Raw genomic sequence first — 13755 nt, 5'->3', positions numbered from 1 at the left:
TGTCTGAATCCACTCCATCCTAGTCACTTTCTACCTGTTATCTAGCTTGGGAGTACTCATATTCACAGTGTGTTGAGTACTCCCCTTTTTCTTGTCTTTCTACCGCTTAAAGCACTATGCTTTCATTAAGACCTAACAGATTAACATTTCTATGAAAAGTGCACCGCTAACACCGGATGAACAAGAACGCCTTAAAGCCTTATACGGATACGATATTCTCGATACGGAAGCAGAAAAAGTCTTCGATGATCTGACGCTACTAGCGTCCGAAATATGTGAAACCCCTATTGCACTTATCAGTCTTATAGACCCTGAGCGCCAGTGGTTTAAATCTACCGTTGGTATTGATGCTGAGCAAACTCCCCGTGATATAGCCTTTTGCGCACATGCTATTCATGAGCGGGAAATATTTGAAATCAACAACGCACTTGAAGATGAACGATTCGCAGATAATCCTCTGGTGACAGAAGAGCCCAATATCCGTTTTTATGCGGGTGCACAACTCATGACGCCAGAAGGTTTCGCGATAGGTACCCTATGCGCTATCAGTGATAAACCCAAAAAGTTAAACAATCACCAACGCAAAGCACTAGAGATTTTAAGTCGCGAAGTTGTCGCACAGATGGAACTGCGTAAGAACCTGAGAGAGCTAAAAAAAGCCAGTGATTTCAAAACTGAGTTTTTATCAAATATCAGCCATGAAATCCGAACGCCTCTCAACGCAATTACCGGTTTTAGCCGAGCGTTGACTGAACAAATCAACAATCATCAACTGCCCGAACCAATCCCTGAATACATCAATGAGATCGATTTTAGCGCACAGCGTTTGCTGCACATCGTCAACTCGGTGCTTGATTTAAGCAAAATAGAATCAGGAAAAATGGAGCTCTCTCCCATTTGGTTCCATGCGCAACGGTTCTTGTCCAATCTAGATGGCATGATGCAGATTAATGCACGTGACAAAGGTGTTTATTTGCGATTTGCTGTCGATCATGATGTACCAAGTTACCTCTTTTTTGACGAGGGAAAAGTTGGTCAGATATTGATTAACCTTATTAACAACGCTGTTAAATTTACGCCAAAGCATAAGAAGGTGATTGTTGCTATCACAGCAGAAAGCGGTCAGCTGCGCATTGCAGTTGAAGATGAAGGCATTGGCATTGTTAAAAGTGAACAAAGTAAGTTATTCAACAAGTACCAACAAGTCGGTGAAAATCGTTCAGGCGAAGGAACTGGTTTAGGCTTATGTATCACAAAGAGCTTGGTAGAGTTAATGAATGGCACCATTAGCCTTTCCAGCGAACTCAACGTTGGTACCCGCGTTATAGTGACTCTGCCATTAACAGATCAAGCTGTACCAGAGCAATTCTTGCAGACACCCAAATCGACAACGCATCTACCACAACTCAAGGTATTAGTTGTTGAAGACAACCCTATCAATAGAAAAGTAGCAAAAGTGATGTTCGACAGTTTAGGGCAAAATATAAGCTTTGCAGAAGATGGGGAAACATCCCTAGAACTCTGTGAGCACAATACCTACGATATTATTTTTATGGACATTCATATGCCGGGTATTGATGGCATCGAAGCCTCAATTAAAATTCGTGAAATGGGTATCAAAACCCCTATCATCGCGTTAACTGCGGATATTTTTCAAAACCAATCGGGCAAACATGCTAAGTTTTCTTTTGATCAGTTCTTAACAAAGCCAATTGTAAAAGAACAATTAGAAAATTGCTTGCGCAGTATCAGCCGACATTAGACTAATAGAAAATTGTAACCTACTGTTTTTAAAGTATTGTCATATCAATGTCGGCTAATTGGCGTGTCGATTTTGTTCCATACTTTTGCCAATTACAGCATCTTGTTTGGCGGAAATTGAAGTTGCACATTAGGAGTAGTTAAGATGCAAATTTCGCCAGAGAAAATTAAGTTTTTCCGCAAAGAAAATGGCTGGTCGCAAGAGGTCTTAGCAAAAGCATCCGGTCTCAGTTTGAGAACTATTCAACGGGTTGAAAAAGACGGCAATGCATCAAGCGAAACGCTTTTGTCCATCGCTGCTGCACTCAACAAATCACAAACAGAGCTACTTCATGTTTCCAGTCAAATAGAAGCTTTTTGGAAATGGAGAAATATTATGCAAAATTTACTCGCGCTTTTTGTGGTTGCGGCCGCTATTATCATGCTACTGCTACTTGGAGGCGACTTAGGCATGTTCGCCGATATTTATGGTGCTGTTTTTTTACTGATGTTTATGTATGCGTGCACCGTTATTTCATTCGGTGCGCATGGACTTGGCAAGTCAGTTATTGGGTTGAAGTATTTGTTAACTTCTCAAGTGACACCGTCAGCCTCAACCCGCTATTTACGTTTTATATTCCGCAAACAACTCGTATTTGTCTATGCTGGCTCTTTCGTTGCGTTTTTGGTGGGCAGCATATCAATTTTGTCGAACCAAGCTAGTATTGAATCAATTGTAGCGTTTAATGCCGCTTGGGCTGTCAATCTTTTGATATTGCTGTACGCCGCTATTTTTGCTGAAGGTGTTTTAAGGCCGCTTTACACCAAACTAAGCGTTGGCGAACTAGATGAAATAACAACTAAGTAGTACTTACTCACCGACACTACCGCTCATTCATGCGGTCTGGTTAGCAGTATCAGACTAGATAATTGATGGATTAGCCACTAATCCATCAATAAAAAACCTATCGATATCAACATTGAAAGCGAACACACGATTAAAATTGGCTCTCGTATCGCAATTTTTCCTTCTTTCCTTAGCTTTAAAAATGCTTCAGTCACTAAAAATACCGCTAAAGTGACAAAAGCAATTCCTAAATGCACAAGCTGTGTTGACCAGCGAAGGTTTTCCTCTGGCATAAAATTCAACCCACTTTCATCCATAAACGCAAAGTTTAGAAGGGCGATATGTAGCAAAATAACAAGAAAAAATAGTGCGCTTTTGTAACGTTCCATTGCTGAAGGAATTGTCATCAATAAATCCAACGTAAAATTATAACAGGGAATTTCTGCTTAGCGTAATGATCGACGCGTCGCCATTACTCAGAGAGCCAAGCGAGTAAATCAGGGTGCATAGGTTGCCAGCCAAGACTGATCAGCTTTGCATTCGATACCACCCGTCGCTGCGGTGATTGCGCGCTACCAAACTGTGGCACAGGCGCCTGCTGACTTTGACAAGCCAATTGATAAAACGTTTTGCGTGTCGGATGCGTTGAACTAACGACATTATATATCGAAGATGGCGAACCTTCCTCGAGCACGAACGTAATGGCTGACACGACGTCCGCTTGATGCACCAAATTTGTCGGTGTTTCGGCATCCGCCAGGTTTTCTTTCCCTTGCATGAATCGAGATGGGTGACGCTTAGGACCGATGAGTCCTGCAAGCCTCAATACGGTGCCCTGCAACGACAAAACACTTTGTTCGGCTTCAGCCAACAGCGCGGTTTTGACTTGACTAATATCTATGTCAGCCTCTTCATTCACTGTACCGTCTAAGCCCTGATAAACACCAGTACTACTTAACAACACAAGCTGGTTTACTTGTGCTTGTTGAGCGAGCATAGCGGCTTGCTTCACTCGTTTGGGGTAATCCGTATTACCGCTTTTAAATTGCGGCGTTATCGCAATGATGACTGCATCACAGCCGTTTAACCATGTTGGAATATCATTTGTTTCGCTCGGTAGTTCAAAAAGCTGTGCTTCTGCACCTGTTGCATTAATTTCTTCAAGTCTTTGCGGGGTTCTACCTGTACCAATAACTTGAAGACCTTGTGAGACCATATGCTGAGCAAGTGCTTGCCCAACCCAACCACAACCAATGATCGCGACTTTTTTCATTATTTATGCCCCGGCTTAATCGCATATTTGCCTGAAAAGGTAGCCGCGACTTTATCGCCACAGCGCATATTGACGTTAATATTCATGCGCGCCGCTTTCCCCTTTGAAAGTCGCGATAAGTCACCTTCAACATGGTCACGCATCACTTCACCTGAAGCAGGACCAGCAATCGGCGAAAAATATTTGATCTGTGCGTCAGCTAATACAATATCACCAGCTAATTGCGCTTTAGCTAGCTGGAAATAGACCCACCCCCATCCGGTCAACGTTGCTTGCGTATAAATGCTGCCAGCAAACATGGTGTTATGAAGATTTTTATTAAAAGCAACATCAGTAGTAGTAATCATCTGCTCATCATCATAATGACTCACCCGCATATTCATCGCTTTACTTAGTGGAATAGTGTTGTGCCATGTATCCGTTAATGCATCACTTAGTGCTTGTTGATGTTGAGGGTTCGAGGAAATATTTTTCCGCATACTGTAGTGCTGAATTTCTCCGTACAGCACATGTGTTTTTTCGACAGTGTCATAACCAAGTGCACGATAGAAATTGACGGCGACTTCGCGAGCATTCAGCATTATTTCCGTAACGCCTTCCTTTGCCGCTTGTAATTCCAACGCGTCAATCATTAATCGTCCCAAGCCCTGACCACGGATTGTCTCATCAACGGCCATGTAGCGAATTTGTGCTTGGAACTGATTCACCTTATGAAGCCTGCCAACAGCGACAAGACGTCCAGAATCATCGACTATCATTCGATGGGTGGCTTGCGCTTCCAGCTCATCTTGTTCACTGCCTTCTGGCTGTCGCCAGGGTGCACGTAATGTTTGCCAGCGAAAATGATAATACTGGCGGAATTCTTCTTTTGATTCGGGCGTTTTTACAAAAAACATTGTCTATGCTTAATTGATTATTGAAATAAAACAGCTGTTTATATGCGGTTAAGCCATCACATCAGCCAAGGGCGTCTACTCTATTTTACTCATGATCAAGATGCAATCAGCGTTTACCAAAACGAACACTTTCGCTGGCTTACTATAGGCGATGTTGTTCAAAGTGCTATGCACCGCCGCTTACCTCATCGGTTAACCTTACCTCACCAATGGGCAATGATGTTGCCGCTTCTGTATTCAACACCAAGATCTATTATCGAGTTTGGTTTAGGAGGAGGCAATCATAGGCGCTTTATTCATGCACTATACCCCGATATTGATTACCGCGTTATTGAGTATAATCAATCGATTATCAACGCCTGCGCTCATTACTTCGAACTTTCAAAACATGTACATGAAATATCACACAATAGCGTTGAAAATTGGCTCAGCACAACAGCAAAGAAAGTGGCTGATTGGTATATTTACGACGTTTATCAACCAAGACGATTTGGTGAAGACAGGTTCAATGCTTCACTGCAGCAGTTAATCGCTAGATTGCCACAACAATCACACCTTACCATCAACCTTCCCGCACCGACTCACAAGGAAGTCGACTATTGGCTTGGCTTGATTGCCCAGAAAACATCACACCAACACTTTACTACAGCCGTGCCACAGTATAAAAACGTTGTTATTCATCTTATTGGTAGGTCAACACAAGGCGCAGCAGAAGAACGTGGTAAGCCTCAGAGGCGCATATTGCAGTTGCGTCGCTATCAGTCACTGACAAAAAACTTAGTTTACGATGTATAGATAAAGAAAAAGCCGCTAAATTAGCGGCTTTCGTAAAACGAGTTGCACTGACTACTCAATATTCTGGATCTGCTTACTGAACAAAAACAGCAAGCAATTGTTTTAATTGGCATTTAATTATGATCGACAGCACAAATAAACCCTTTGCCCACCAACTAGCCCACCAGTAGAATGATTTCTTTTGCTCTTCAACTAAAACCAAATAATATAAATAGAAACACTCAGTGGCACACTGGCAAAAATAAATGCCTTAAATCTGTCGTAATGCTTGTATTTAAAATTTACGGCGGCTTTATTAAGCCAGCTACTATTCTTCATACAAGCAAAATCATCTTGGTGTTGTAGCCTAAAGTACTCATCGTCAATGGTGTCATGATTGAGTAAGTACTTTTTGGTAATAGCATTATATCTAGACGCCAGTGCTTCAATATCACTTTGCTCGTTTTTAAATTGTAATTGCGAGTAACAATTATCCAGCTCAATTCCGCACAAATGGTGACGTTCTGATTTTAGTCCATACTCTTTGCCACCTTCTATAAGGCTATATGCCAAAATAATAAGTGACACGGTCATCCCAATGAAATTTAGTAACTTTGCTTGATCTGGTGAGATCGAAACAATGCCACTCAACTGTAATATCCCTAACGCTAAAAGATGAATTGAAGAGAATGAAGTTATGAAAGTTAAAGCACTGTTTTTCTTTGACAACCTTCGGTACGCATTAAACCTAGCTCCTTTAGTTCGCCATATCCTTGTGCTTAACTTATGTTTTTCTTGTTCTTGTGACATAATTTCCTTCTAAGAGGCGTACCCCCTTATTGAATCAAGTAATCAATTTTCAACCAACATAAATGTTCGGTAGAAACTAGAAACAGCTTTCGCAGAGTTCATTACCTTAGCCCTGCATCTTAAGATGCGAACTTGTACATAGTACAAAGGGGGTACCTAAGATATGTTACCAATATCCTCTTCTAATTTCACTAGGTGAGACATTTTTGCTGCCTCAAACCTTCTTTCGATTTCTTCAACGGTATATTCCTTTGAATCATTTTCTGAGATATAACCAAACTTGACTAGAAATTGAATTTTTTTGGCCGTTGTATCATAGGAGCTGTAGTTATGTATATAACCATTAAAGGGTGAATATTTTGCTACGTAGTAACTTCTAGCGAGACTTTTTAACTCTTTAGGGGGCTTATTTTCAAACATACTAAGCCTAGAGAATTGACTACGAATAATAGCATCTATTTTATGAAGTAAATGAACATTAGATATTTCTATGAAATAAAATATCCAGCCGTAACGTTTCTTCTCAGTAATTGCACCAGTAATTTTTTCATTTAAATTAAGAATAAATAGTTCTTTAATTTGATCAGCAGATAACCATTTAGAATTATTCACACGGTGATTATAGTTGGACTTAAAATCTGTAATCTTGGCGATAATCGAAGTGATATATCGATCTATTGTCGACTCTCTAACAGATATGTGACTAGATGAAATTTCATAGCCAAGATAATCAAATGGCTTGGTAAACTTCCCTTTTTCAGTCTTGTCGTTAGTTTCAAGACCTATTTCAATTAGTGCACTTTCTACTTTATTTTCAATTTCGTCTAACTCAGTTTCTTTGGCAAGAATCAAAATATCATCAACATAACGAAAGTATTTAATACCAATATTTTCGAACATCTGATCAAATTTTCTCATATATATGCCAGCAAGCACATTAGATATAGATAACCCCTGCGGAACACCAACGGTATTCTGGTACTGTTTAGAGTTAGACCTTTTGTAATTCTTTGGTACAGTTTTATTTATGATAGCCCTTCTAACTAAGGATAAGACCCTTTTATCATCTAATTCACTAAGGCATTTATCTAATAAAATCTTATGATTTAGGTTGTCATAAAAGCCCTTAATATCGATCTTTAAATAGTACAATTCCTCTATGTCATGCTTAGAAACAACAGATTTGATGTCCCTAATATACTTATTAGGAAGCTGATTTTGTACACAATCAGGGTAGTTTTCATGTAGGATATTTTTGAGTGCGCTTAATGCTAATTTATCTCTAACTGTCGGTTTTGAGATGATTCTTGGCTGCTTTCCTCTCCCCTTTGATTTGACTATTTCCAAATAAGGGCTGAACCTATAACTACATGACTCAGCTTTACTACTAATCTTACCAACTAATTGAGCTAGGTCTCGATCAAATTTCTCACAACTAATACCATCTATTCCCTTACCTGACTTATTTTTAATATTTTCTAAGAAAATTGCCTGCAAGTTCTCTACTGAGAAACTCTCTTCAAAAAGCATATTGATAGTCCTTTATAACGTTTGCCCTCAGTTCCGCTTATACATGCTTGTTAAATTCTCCTCCATCTTAGTAGAGGAGTAATTGTTTACTATGCAGTACGGCACTGCTTTATTTGATTCAAATGTTGTTCAGCCAATGATTATTTATTCTTATAGCCATCAAAATCATTACCTCTTACCTGATATTTTGCGGTTGAGGTCTCCAATCAAACTTTTGAGGGTAGCCTATACCGTTATAATCAACGGTATATGTATGCTGAACCCCACATAAACTGCATTTTCCAATTAATGAGTGATTTGGTCTCTCCCTAGGAGGCGCTGGTACAATATTAATAGTCCCTTCACACCTTGGGTAGACGCATTTTGCTCTCTTATCATAAATAGCCACATTGCCATTTGGCAGTTTTTCATACCACGAGCCTTCACGATAATATGATTTATTATCTTGTGATAACCCGTTGACCCAGCGGTCATCTTCGGTAATCTTTGCAATTAACCAACAGATTGGTGCCAAAACAAGAAGTACTACTGGTTGATTAAAACCTAGATAAGCCAAGATTCCAGCGAAGTCTGCTAATACTCCTAATGCTAGAAGCCCTAATGAAATGTAGAATACATTAGCTGACTTTTTATACGTTTCACCACTCACCTCTCTGTAAGTGTTTTCATCTATTTTGTATTCAATCTCCGTATCACTGATGGCTTGATTCCCATCTTGATTTTGATTAATTGAGATATTCGATCCAGTAACTGTCCCAGAAATATCTACCGAATTATTTTTGCCATTATCGTCATTGTCGTTACTCATATAACTACTCCACTTTATGATAGCTTTAGTTTGCAACTGACTAATTAAATTGAGAGATAGTCGAATATAGCCAGCAGAAAATAAGGCGCTCTAAATCAATAGCCATTCCCATTTACAAAGAGCAACAATATTAGGTAAAAAGCCCATTTTCATGGGCTTGCATGAAAATAGTATTAGGTTTTACGCCTTATACTTGTCTTTAGGGATTTCGATTCTCCACATACCACCATTTTTACGGAAAATTCTTTTTCCATTTCTTGTGATATATGGACGAAAAATAACAACAACATCTTTTGATAAAGAAGCCATAGCCTATTTCCTCCTAAAGTCTGCCTTGACAAACTAAGGAAGTTACGCATAAAATTAAATTGTCAAGTTTACGTTTATGCATACTTTCTTAGACATATAGGCGGCAGAGTTGCCTAGCTGTTTTACCTTTGTATTAACGTTATAAAATGGGAAGATGTCGCAGTCTTCCTTTTTTATTTCCTCATCTTTTTGAGCTTTAATCCTGCCGCAGTTTTGCTTACACCAAATTTTTTCATTAACGATTCCACGGTATCGGCAGGCGTAATGTGTCGTGAGTCCATTAAAAATTCACTTGCAAACGTATCAGCTTGCCACTCACTATCTTCAAATATTTGATGATCGCCACGAGAAAACATAGGTGTTTGCCCTTTATGAAGGTCTAAATGCCCTATTTCATGTGCAATAGTAAACCTATCTCTACCATCACAATCGGCAGCGCCCTCATAGACTGAATTGGAAATTAGTATGTGCTTTTCATTTGGATACGTCCGTGCTTCTTCACTACCTAGCTCTTCATCATCAACAACAGTGAAATCGAGCACATTCATCTCCCTTAAAGCTTCCAATAGCCCACAAATATTTACATATGGGTTTGTTAACTTAAAAGAATCTCTACATTTTCGAGCAGCGGCCTCTATAGTCGCAGTATTGAGAGGCCTTACTCTGTGTCCAAGTTTACGCTTATAAGCCATAGACTTACCCTTCTAATAACTTCATTAGCTTTATCTGATCCTCTTTACTCATGTTTTGATAATTCCTTGCAAATGAAACAGCTAACTCCCTTTGCTCCATGGTTTTGTCATTCAATTCCAATTTGAGTGACGGTTGCGAAAGCTCGGCGGCTTTCCTTAATTCACTAGTTTCTGCGTTGCTTAGCTCAAAGTACTCTACAATTTTTGTTATATGTTTTTCTGTTATTGCTTTTTTCCCTAACTCCAAAGCAGACACAAACGCAGAACTAACACCTAATACCTTAGCTAAGTCTCTCATGATCATTCCGTGATCAATTCTCAACTTACGCAAAAAGCGGCCAAAGGCTGTAGTTTTCATCATTTTATCCTCGTTTGGGCTAGAAGCATTTTGCTCCCATATTCATTAAAACCTAAAACAAAAATGAATTCAACCTTTTTTGGTTGTTTTTTTTAACCGGTTACTTTTATAAAGTGTAAGTTCCGATCTTGGCAGGGTTAAAAACTTTTTAATTCGCGCACACAAAAATTAGGCTGGGGGGACGGTCAGAACCAAAAAGGCTGTAGCGATTTTACCTCCCCCCCCTATGAAAGCCTTAATAATTCTGACTTTTGGCAATTAAAACAAGCTAAATGCTCTAATAGTTGGCAATCGCTAGTTGAAAATCCAAATCTGCAAAATCCAAATTTCCATTTAAATAAACCTGCTTTTTAACACCAAATAACAAAAAACCCCGTAAAAACGAGGCTTTATTAAAATTTAACTACAAATATTTACAATCCAAATTACTACTCAATATTCTGGATCTGCTCTCGCATTTGCTCAATTAGCACCTTCAACTCAACAGCTGCATTGGTGATATCGGCATTTATTGATTTGGAGCCCAGCGTGTTAGCTTCGCGGTTAAACTCTTGCATCATAAAGTCTAATCGGCGACCTTGTGGCCCGCCTTTTTTCAAGATGCCTTGCGTTTCTTTCACATGGCTGAATAGGCGATCGATTTCTTCGTCTACATCCATTTTTTGGGCAAGTAATACGAGTTCTTGTTCAACACGGCCAGACTCAGGTTCAATACCTGCATCATTGAATTTCTCAATAATACGGTCTTTCTGCCACTGGATAATTTCTGGCATGTGCGCTTTAACCGTTTCGGCTTGAACAACAATACCTTCTAATCGTTGCTCAATAAGCGCTTTCATATTTTCGCCTTCACGCGCTCGTGCAGCAATGAAGTCTTTCAACGCTTGGTCAAAACCCGCAAGCATATCTGCTTGAATAGCGTCCATATCTGCTTCTTCAGCTTCCATTACGCCAGGCCAACGCATGATCTCAACCGGGTTCACTTGCGCTTGTTCAAGCTTTCCGGCAATGGTTTGTGCATGTGCGATAAGTTGCTCAGCAAGTTGTGTGTTTAAACTTAACGTGCCTTTCGCTGCGGGGTTCGCGGTAAAGCGTAAGGCGCATTCAACCTTGCCACGTGCTAATGCTTTGCGAAAGCGTTCACGCAATACAGGTTCAATGCCTCTGAATTGTTCTGGAAGACGGAAGTAGGTTTCTAAAAATCGTTGGTTTACCGAGCGGATTTCCCATACGGCATTACCCCACTCGCCTTTTATCTCGTGGCGAGCAAACGCAGTCATACTGTGAATCATGATCTTTCCTATTAACGGATTTTATAAGAATGAACTGCGTGAATTATGCCTGACAAACGCAGAGTCAGCCAGCAATTATGCTGACTGACTTTGTTGCCATTGTTGTTTAATGTGCTGCGCTACACGAAATGCGTTTGCATATATTGTGTAGGTATAAGGCACACTGCCACCGGTAGGCATGAAGGAGCCATCGGTAACATATAAGTTTGCGACTTCATGTGCTTGGCAGTTTTTATCTAACACACTGGTTTTAGGATCATCACCAAAACGACACCCACCTGCCATTAAATTTGTTGGAGGATAACTACTCACAGAGGAATAGACATTGGTTGCGCCCAGCTCTCGCAATACCGTCTCTGCTTTCGCAGCAATGTATTCACCCACTTTTAAGTCTTGCTCGTGATAGCCAATTCTCACTTTTGCTACCGGGTCACCCCACTTGTCAGTGACCTCATCGTCTAACGATACGAAGCAATCATCGTTGGGCATCCAATCGTTGAATACTTCAAAGCGCAGAGTGCGATAGGTAGTAAACTCTTGCTTTAAATTTTGTTTTAGCTGTTCACCCCAAACGAGTTCATCATCGTCGTCATACTGTGAGCCCATAGCGCGAGCAATTGGGTTTTGGTGGAAAAGGAAGTCGATGGTGCCACCTTTAGCTTTACCCTTTTTATTAGCTCCTTCGAATGACTTATCGTCTATTTCATACCAATCTTGTAATGCACGATTCACAAAAGGGCCTACTTGCGTAATTTGTGAAATTTGCTGTTCAGTAAGTTGGTCGAAATTAAAATCGCCACGCCCTGTACCGCCGGCGCTAAACACTAAGTTCTTACCTACTTGACCATTATTATTGGCAAGACCATTTGGGAATTTAGGTCCTTTAGATGCCAATAATAGCCTTGATGTTTCAACAGCTTGGCACGCAACCACGTAATAGTTTGCGTCCACTTTGTGCTTTTTACCTTGGCTGTCATAGTATTCAATACCTGTTACTTTGCCATTGTCATCACTGGCAATATTGAACACTTTAGCGTTGGGCTTAATGGTTAAGTTACCCGTTGCTACCGCATGGTTTAGCAGCGCAGCGCGTCCGCTGCCTTTAGCGCCTGATGAACAACCATAGCTGCTGCAGTAACCTGAATACTCACAACTTCTTCTGCCCATCGCTGGCTGCGACAACACAGCCCTTGGCACTGGAATCGGGTGATAACCTAAATCACTTGCAGCTTTATCTATCCACCCTGAAACCGCATGTTCCGCAATGGGTGGGTATGGGAAATCTTTTGAGCGTGGCTCTTGGTGCGGGTGGTCAACAACACGGCCAGAAACACCCACCAACTCATCCACCATGGTGTAGAAAGGCTCCATATCATCGTAGCTAATAGGCCAATCTTCGACGTTGGCCCCTTCAACTTCACCGTATGTCGACTTCAATTTAAAATCGACAGGCTTTAACCGATGAAAATATCCACTCATGAAGTTTGAAGAGCCACCAACTACTGTGCCATTCCAAAAGCTCCAACCAGAATTTTCCGTGTTTTCGCCTTGCCAATAAGTTGAACCGTTGTCTCGTTCGTATCCTTCTTCAATAACGTGACGTTCGTCAGCTAACGAGGGGTTGTAGGCATCTCGCAAGCTAATGGCCAGTTCATCTTTATAAAACTCTTTTTCCGTTAGCCAAGGCCCTTTTTCGAGCACGAGCACTTTCGCTCCTGCTTTTGCTAACGTATAAGCCACCGGCGATGCACCTGCACCACTACCAACAATACAAATATCGTACATCATGCTTTGCGTTTAACCTCTGTTGATAGATTTTTCACTGAAATTCGGTATCTACCCGGTATTTCATAAAAGCGTTTGCCTTTATCCGGCAATGGGAAGCCCGCTTTGTGGTTTAGCCATTTCCAGCCAATCCCGTTTGGATTGCCACCGTATGCGGGTGGCGAAAGCATGGCTTCATAGAGATAGTTAATCAGTGTATTTATCCAGTTATGCCCCGCTCGCGAGCCGCTTATTTTGCGCAATATCGTTTCTTTATCTTGAGTGGATAGCTCGACAAATGGTTTATTCAGCTGGCTATTGCTAAAACCGTTTAGCCAGCCAACACCCTTTTCAATAAAAGCCTTTTCTTCAGAATCTAGCGGTTGTTCATCAACCACATTGTAAAGGTAAGCCAAGGCTTGAATGTCTTGCGCGCCAGGACCAGATTCCGAACTTGGTAACAGATGATTGAGTACCGCGTCTAACGTTAACCATGGGTCACTTTTCTTTAATGAATCTAGCGTTGAAGTCGCTAAAGCTGTCATCGGTAAAGGCATAGCAGCTATAGCACTTACACCTGCCGCTGACTTTAAAGCTTGTCTCCGCGTTAGTTTGCGAGACAGCCATTTGGGTGTTTGGTATAGGGGATCAAAAAATGACAT

15 protein-coding genes are annotated in these 13755 nt (G+C 40.7%); 3 read left to right on the top strand and 12 right to left on the bottom strand.

Annotation, left to right across the window (positions count from 1 at the left end):
* The first annotated feature begins 151 nt into the window (after positions 1 to 151).
* Both ACFSJY_RS13310 and ACFSJY_RS13305 read left to right on the top strand, forming a co-directional pair.
* The gene (locus tag ACFSJY_RS13310; RefSeq protein ID WP_386035111.1) at positions 152 to 1762 is read left to right on the top strand and encodes a GAF domain-containing hybrid sensor histidine kinase/response regulator; all 1611 of its coding nucleotides are present in this window, start codon (positions 152 to 154) and stop codon (positions 1760 to 1762) included.
* Between the two features lie 144 nt (positions 1763 to 1906).
* A complete protein-coding gene (locus ACFSJY_RS13305; RefSeq protein WP_386035109.1) occupies positions 1907 to 2608 on the top strand; it encodes a helix-turn-helix domain-containing protein in 702 nt (233 codons plus the stop codon).
* 77 nt (positions 2609 to 2685) lie between these two features.
* Here the strand turns inward: ACFSJY_RS13305 and ACFSJY_RS13300 are convergent, their stop codons facing one another.
* The 3 genes from ACFSJY_RS13300 to ACFSJY_RS13290 all read right to left on the bottom strand — a co-directional run bounded on the left by ACFSJY_RS13300 (position 2686) and on the right by ACFSJY_RS13290 (position 4756).
* Positions 2686 to 2994 (bottom strand): hypothetical protein, encoded by a 309-nt coding sequence (locus tag ACFSJY_RS13300; RefSeq protein ID WP_386035107.1) that lies wholly within the window; start codon positions 2992 to 2994, stop codon positions 2686 to 2688.
* Positions 2995 to 3059: 65 nt separating this feature from the next.
* Positions 3060 to 3860: an NAD(P)H-binding protein gene (locus ACFSJY_RS13295; protein WP_386035105.1), complete on the bottom strand. Its 801-nt coding sequence runs from the start codon at positions 3858 to 3860 to the stop codon at positions 3060 to 3062.
* On the bottom strand, positions 3860 to 4756 hold the full coding sequence (locus ACFSJY_RS13290) for a bifunctional GNAT family N-acetyltransferase/hotdog fold thioesterase (RefSeq protein ID WP_386035103.1): 897 nt from the start codon (positions 4754 to 4756) through the stop codon (positions 3860 to 3862). The genes ACFSJY_RS13295 and ACFSJY_RS13290 overlap by 1 nt, the downstream gene beginning before the upstream one ends.
* Before the next feature lie 42 nt (positions 4757 to 4798).
* Between ACFSJY_RS13290 and ACFSJY_RS13285 the strand changes: the two genes are divergently transcribed.
* Positions 4799 to 5551: a class I SAM-dependent methyltransferase gene (locus tag ACFSJY_RS13285; RefSeq protein WP_386035101.1), complete on the top strand. Its 753-nt coding sequence runs from the start codon at positions 4799 to 4801 to the stop codon at positions 5549 to 5551.
* Positions 5552 to 5743: 192 nt separating this feature from the next.
* On the opposite strand, the gene ACFSJY_RS13280 is transcribed toward ACFSJY_RS13285, so the two are convergent.
* From ACFSJY_RS13280 to ACFSJY_RS13240, 9 genes are all read right to left on the bottom strand, one after another.
* Positions 5744 to 6340 carry an SLATT domain-containing protein gene (locus tag ACFSJY_RS13280; RefSeq protein WP_386035099.1) on the bottom strand — a complete coding sequence of 199 codons (597 nt, stop codon included), beginning with the start codon at positions 6338 to 6340 and terminating at the stop codon, positions 5744 to 5746.
* A gap of 156 nt (positions 6341 to 6496) precedes the next feature.
* Positions 6497 to 7870 (bottom strand): reverse transcriptase domain-containing protein, encoded by a 1374-nt coding sequence (locus ACFSJY_RS13275; protein WP_386035097.1) that lies wholly within the window; start codon positions 7868 to 7870, stop codon positions 6497 to 6499.
* A 175-nt stretch (positions 7871 to 8045) separates the two neighbouring features.
* On the bottom strand, positions 8046 to 8678 hold the full coding sequence (locus tag ACFSJY_RS13270) for a hypothetical protein (protein ID WP_386035095.1): 633 nt from the start codon (positions 8676 to 8678) through the stop codon (positions 8046 to 8048).
* A gap of 180 nt (positions 8679 to 8858) precedes the next feature.
* Positions 8859 to 8987 carry a hypothetical protein gene (locus tag ACFSJY_RS13265; protein ID WP_386035093.1) on the bottom strand — a complete coding sequence of 43 codons (129 nt, stop codon included), beginning with the start codon at positions 8985 to 8987 and terminating at the stop codon, positions 8859 to 8861.
* A 173-nt stretch (positions 8988 to 9160) separates the two neighbouring features.
* Entirely contained in the window at positions 9161 to 9529 is a 369-nt protein-coding gene (locus tag ACFSJY_RS13260) for an ImmA/IrrE family metallo-endopeptidase (RefSeq protein ID WP_386035091.1), read from the bottom strand.
* Between the two features lie 154 nt (positions 9530 to 9683).
* Entirely contained in the window at positions 9684 to 10040 is a 357-nt protein-coding gene (locus tag ACFSJY_RS13255; RefSeq protein ID WP_386035089.1) for a helix-turn-helix domain-containing protein, read from the bottom strand.
* Positions 10041 to 10465: 425 nt separating this feature from the next.
* Complete coding sequence (locus tag ACFSJY_RS13250) at positions 10466 to 11329, bottom strand: YicC/YloC family endoribonuclease (protein WP_386035087.1); 864 nt, start codon at positions 11327 to 11329, stop codon at positions 10466 to 10468.
* Positions 11330 to 11404: 75 nt separating this feature from the next.
* Positions 11405 to 13117, bottom strand: a complete 1713-nt coding sequence (locus tag ACFSJY_RS13245; RefSeq protein ID WP_386035085.1) for a GMC family oxidoreductase — start codon at positions 13115 to 13117, stop codon at positions 11405 to 11407.
* Complete coding sequence (locus ACFSJY_RS13240) at positions 13114 to 13755, bottom strand: gluconate 2-dehydrogenase subunit 3 family protein (protein WP_386035083.1); 642 nt, start codon at positions 13753 to 13755, stop codon at positions 13114 to 13116. The genes ACFSJY_RS13245 and ACFSJY_RS13240 overlap by 4 nt, the downstream gene beginning before the upstream one ends.

The sequence above is a fragment of the Thalassotalea euphylliae genome, from assembly GCF_042682785.1.
Taxonomy (GTDB): Bacteria; Pseudomonadota; Gammaproteobacteria; order Enterobacterales; family Alteromonadaceae; genus Thalassotalea_F; species Thalassotalea_F euphylliae.
This window is presented reverse-complemented; position numbering and strand designations above follow the sequence as displayed.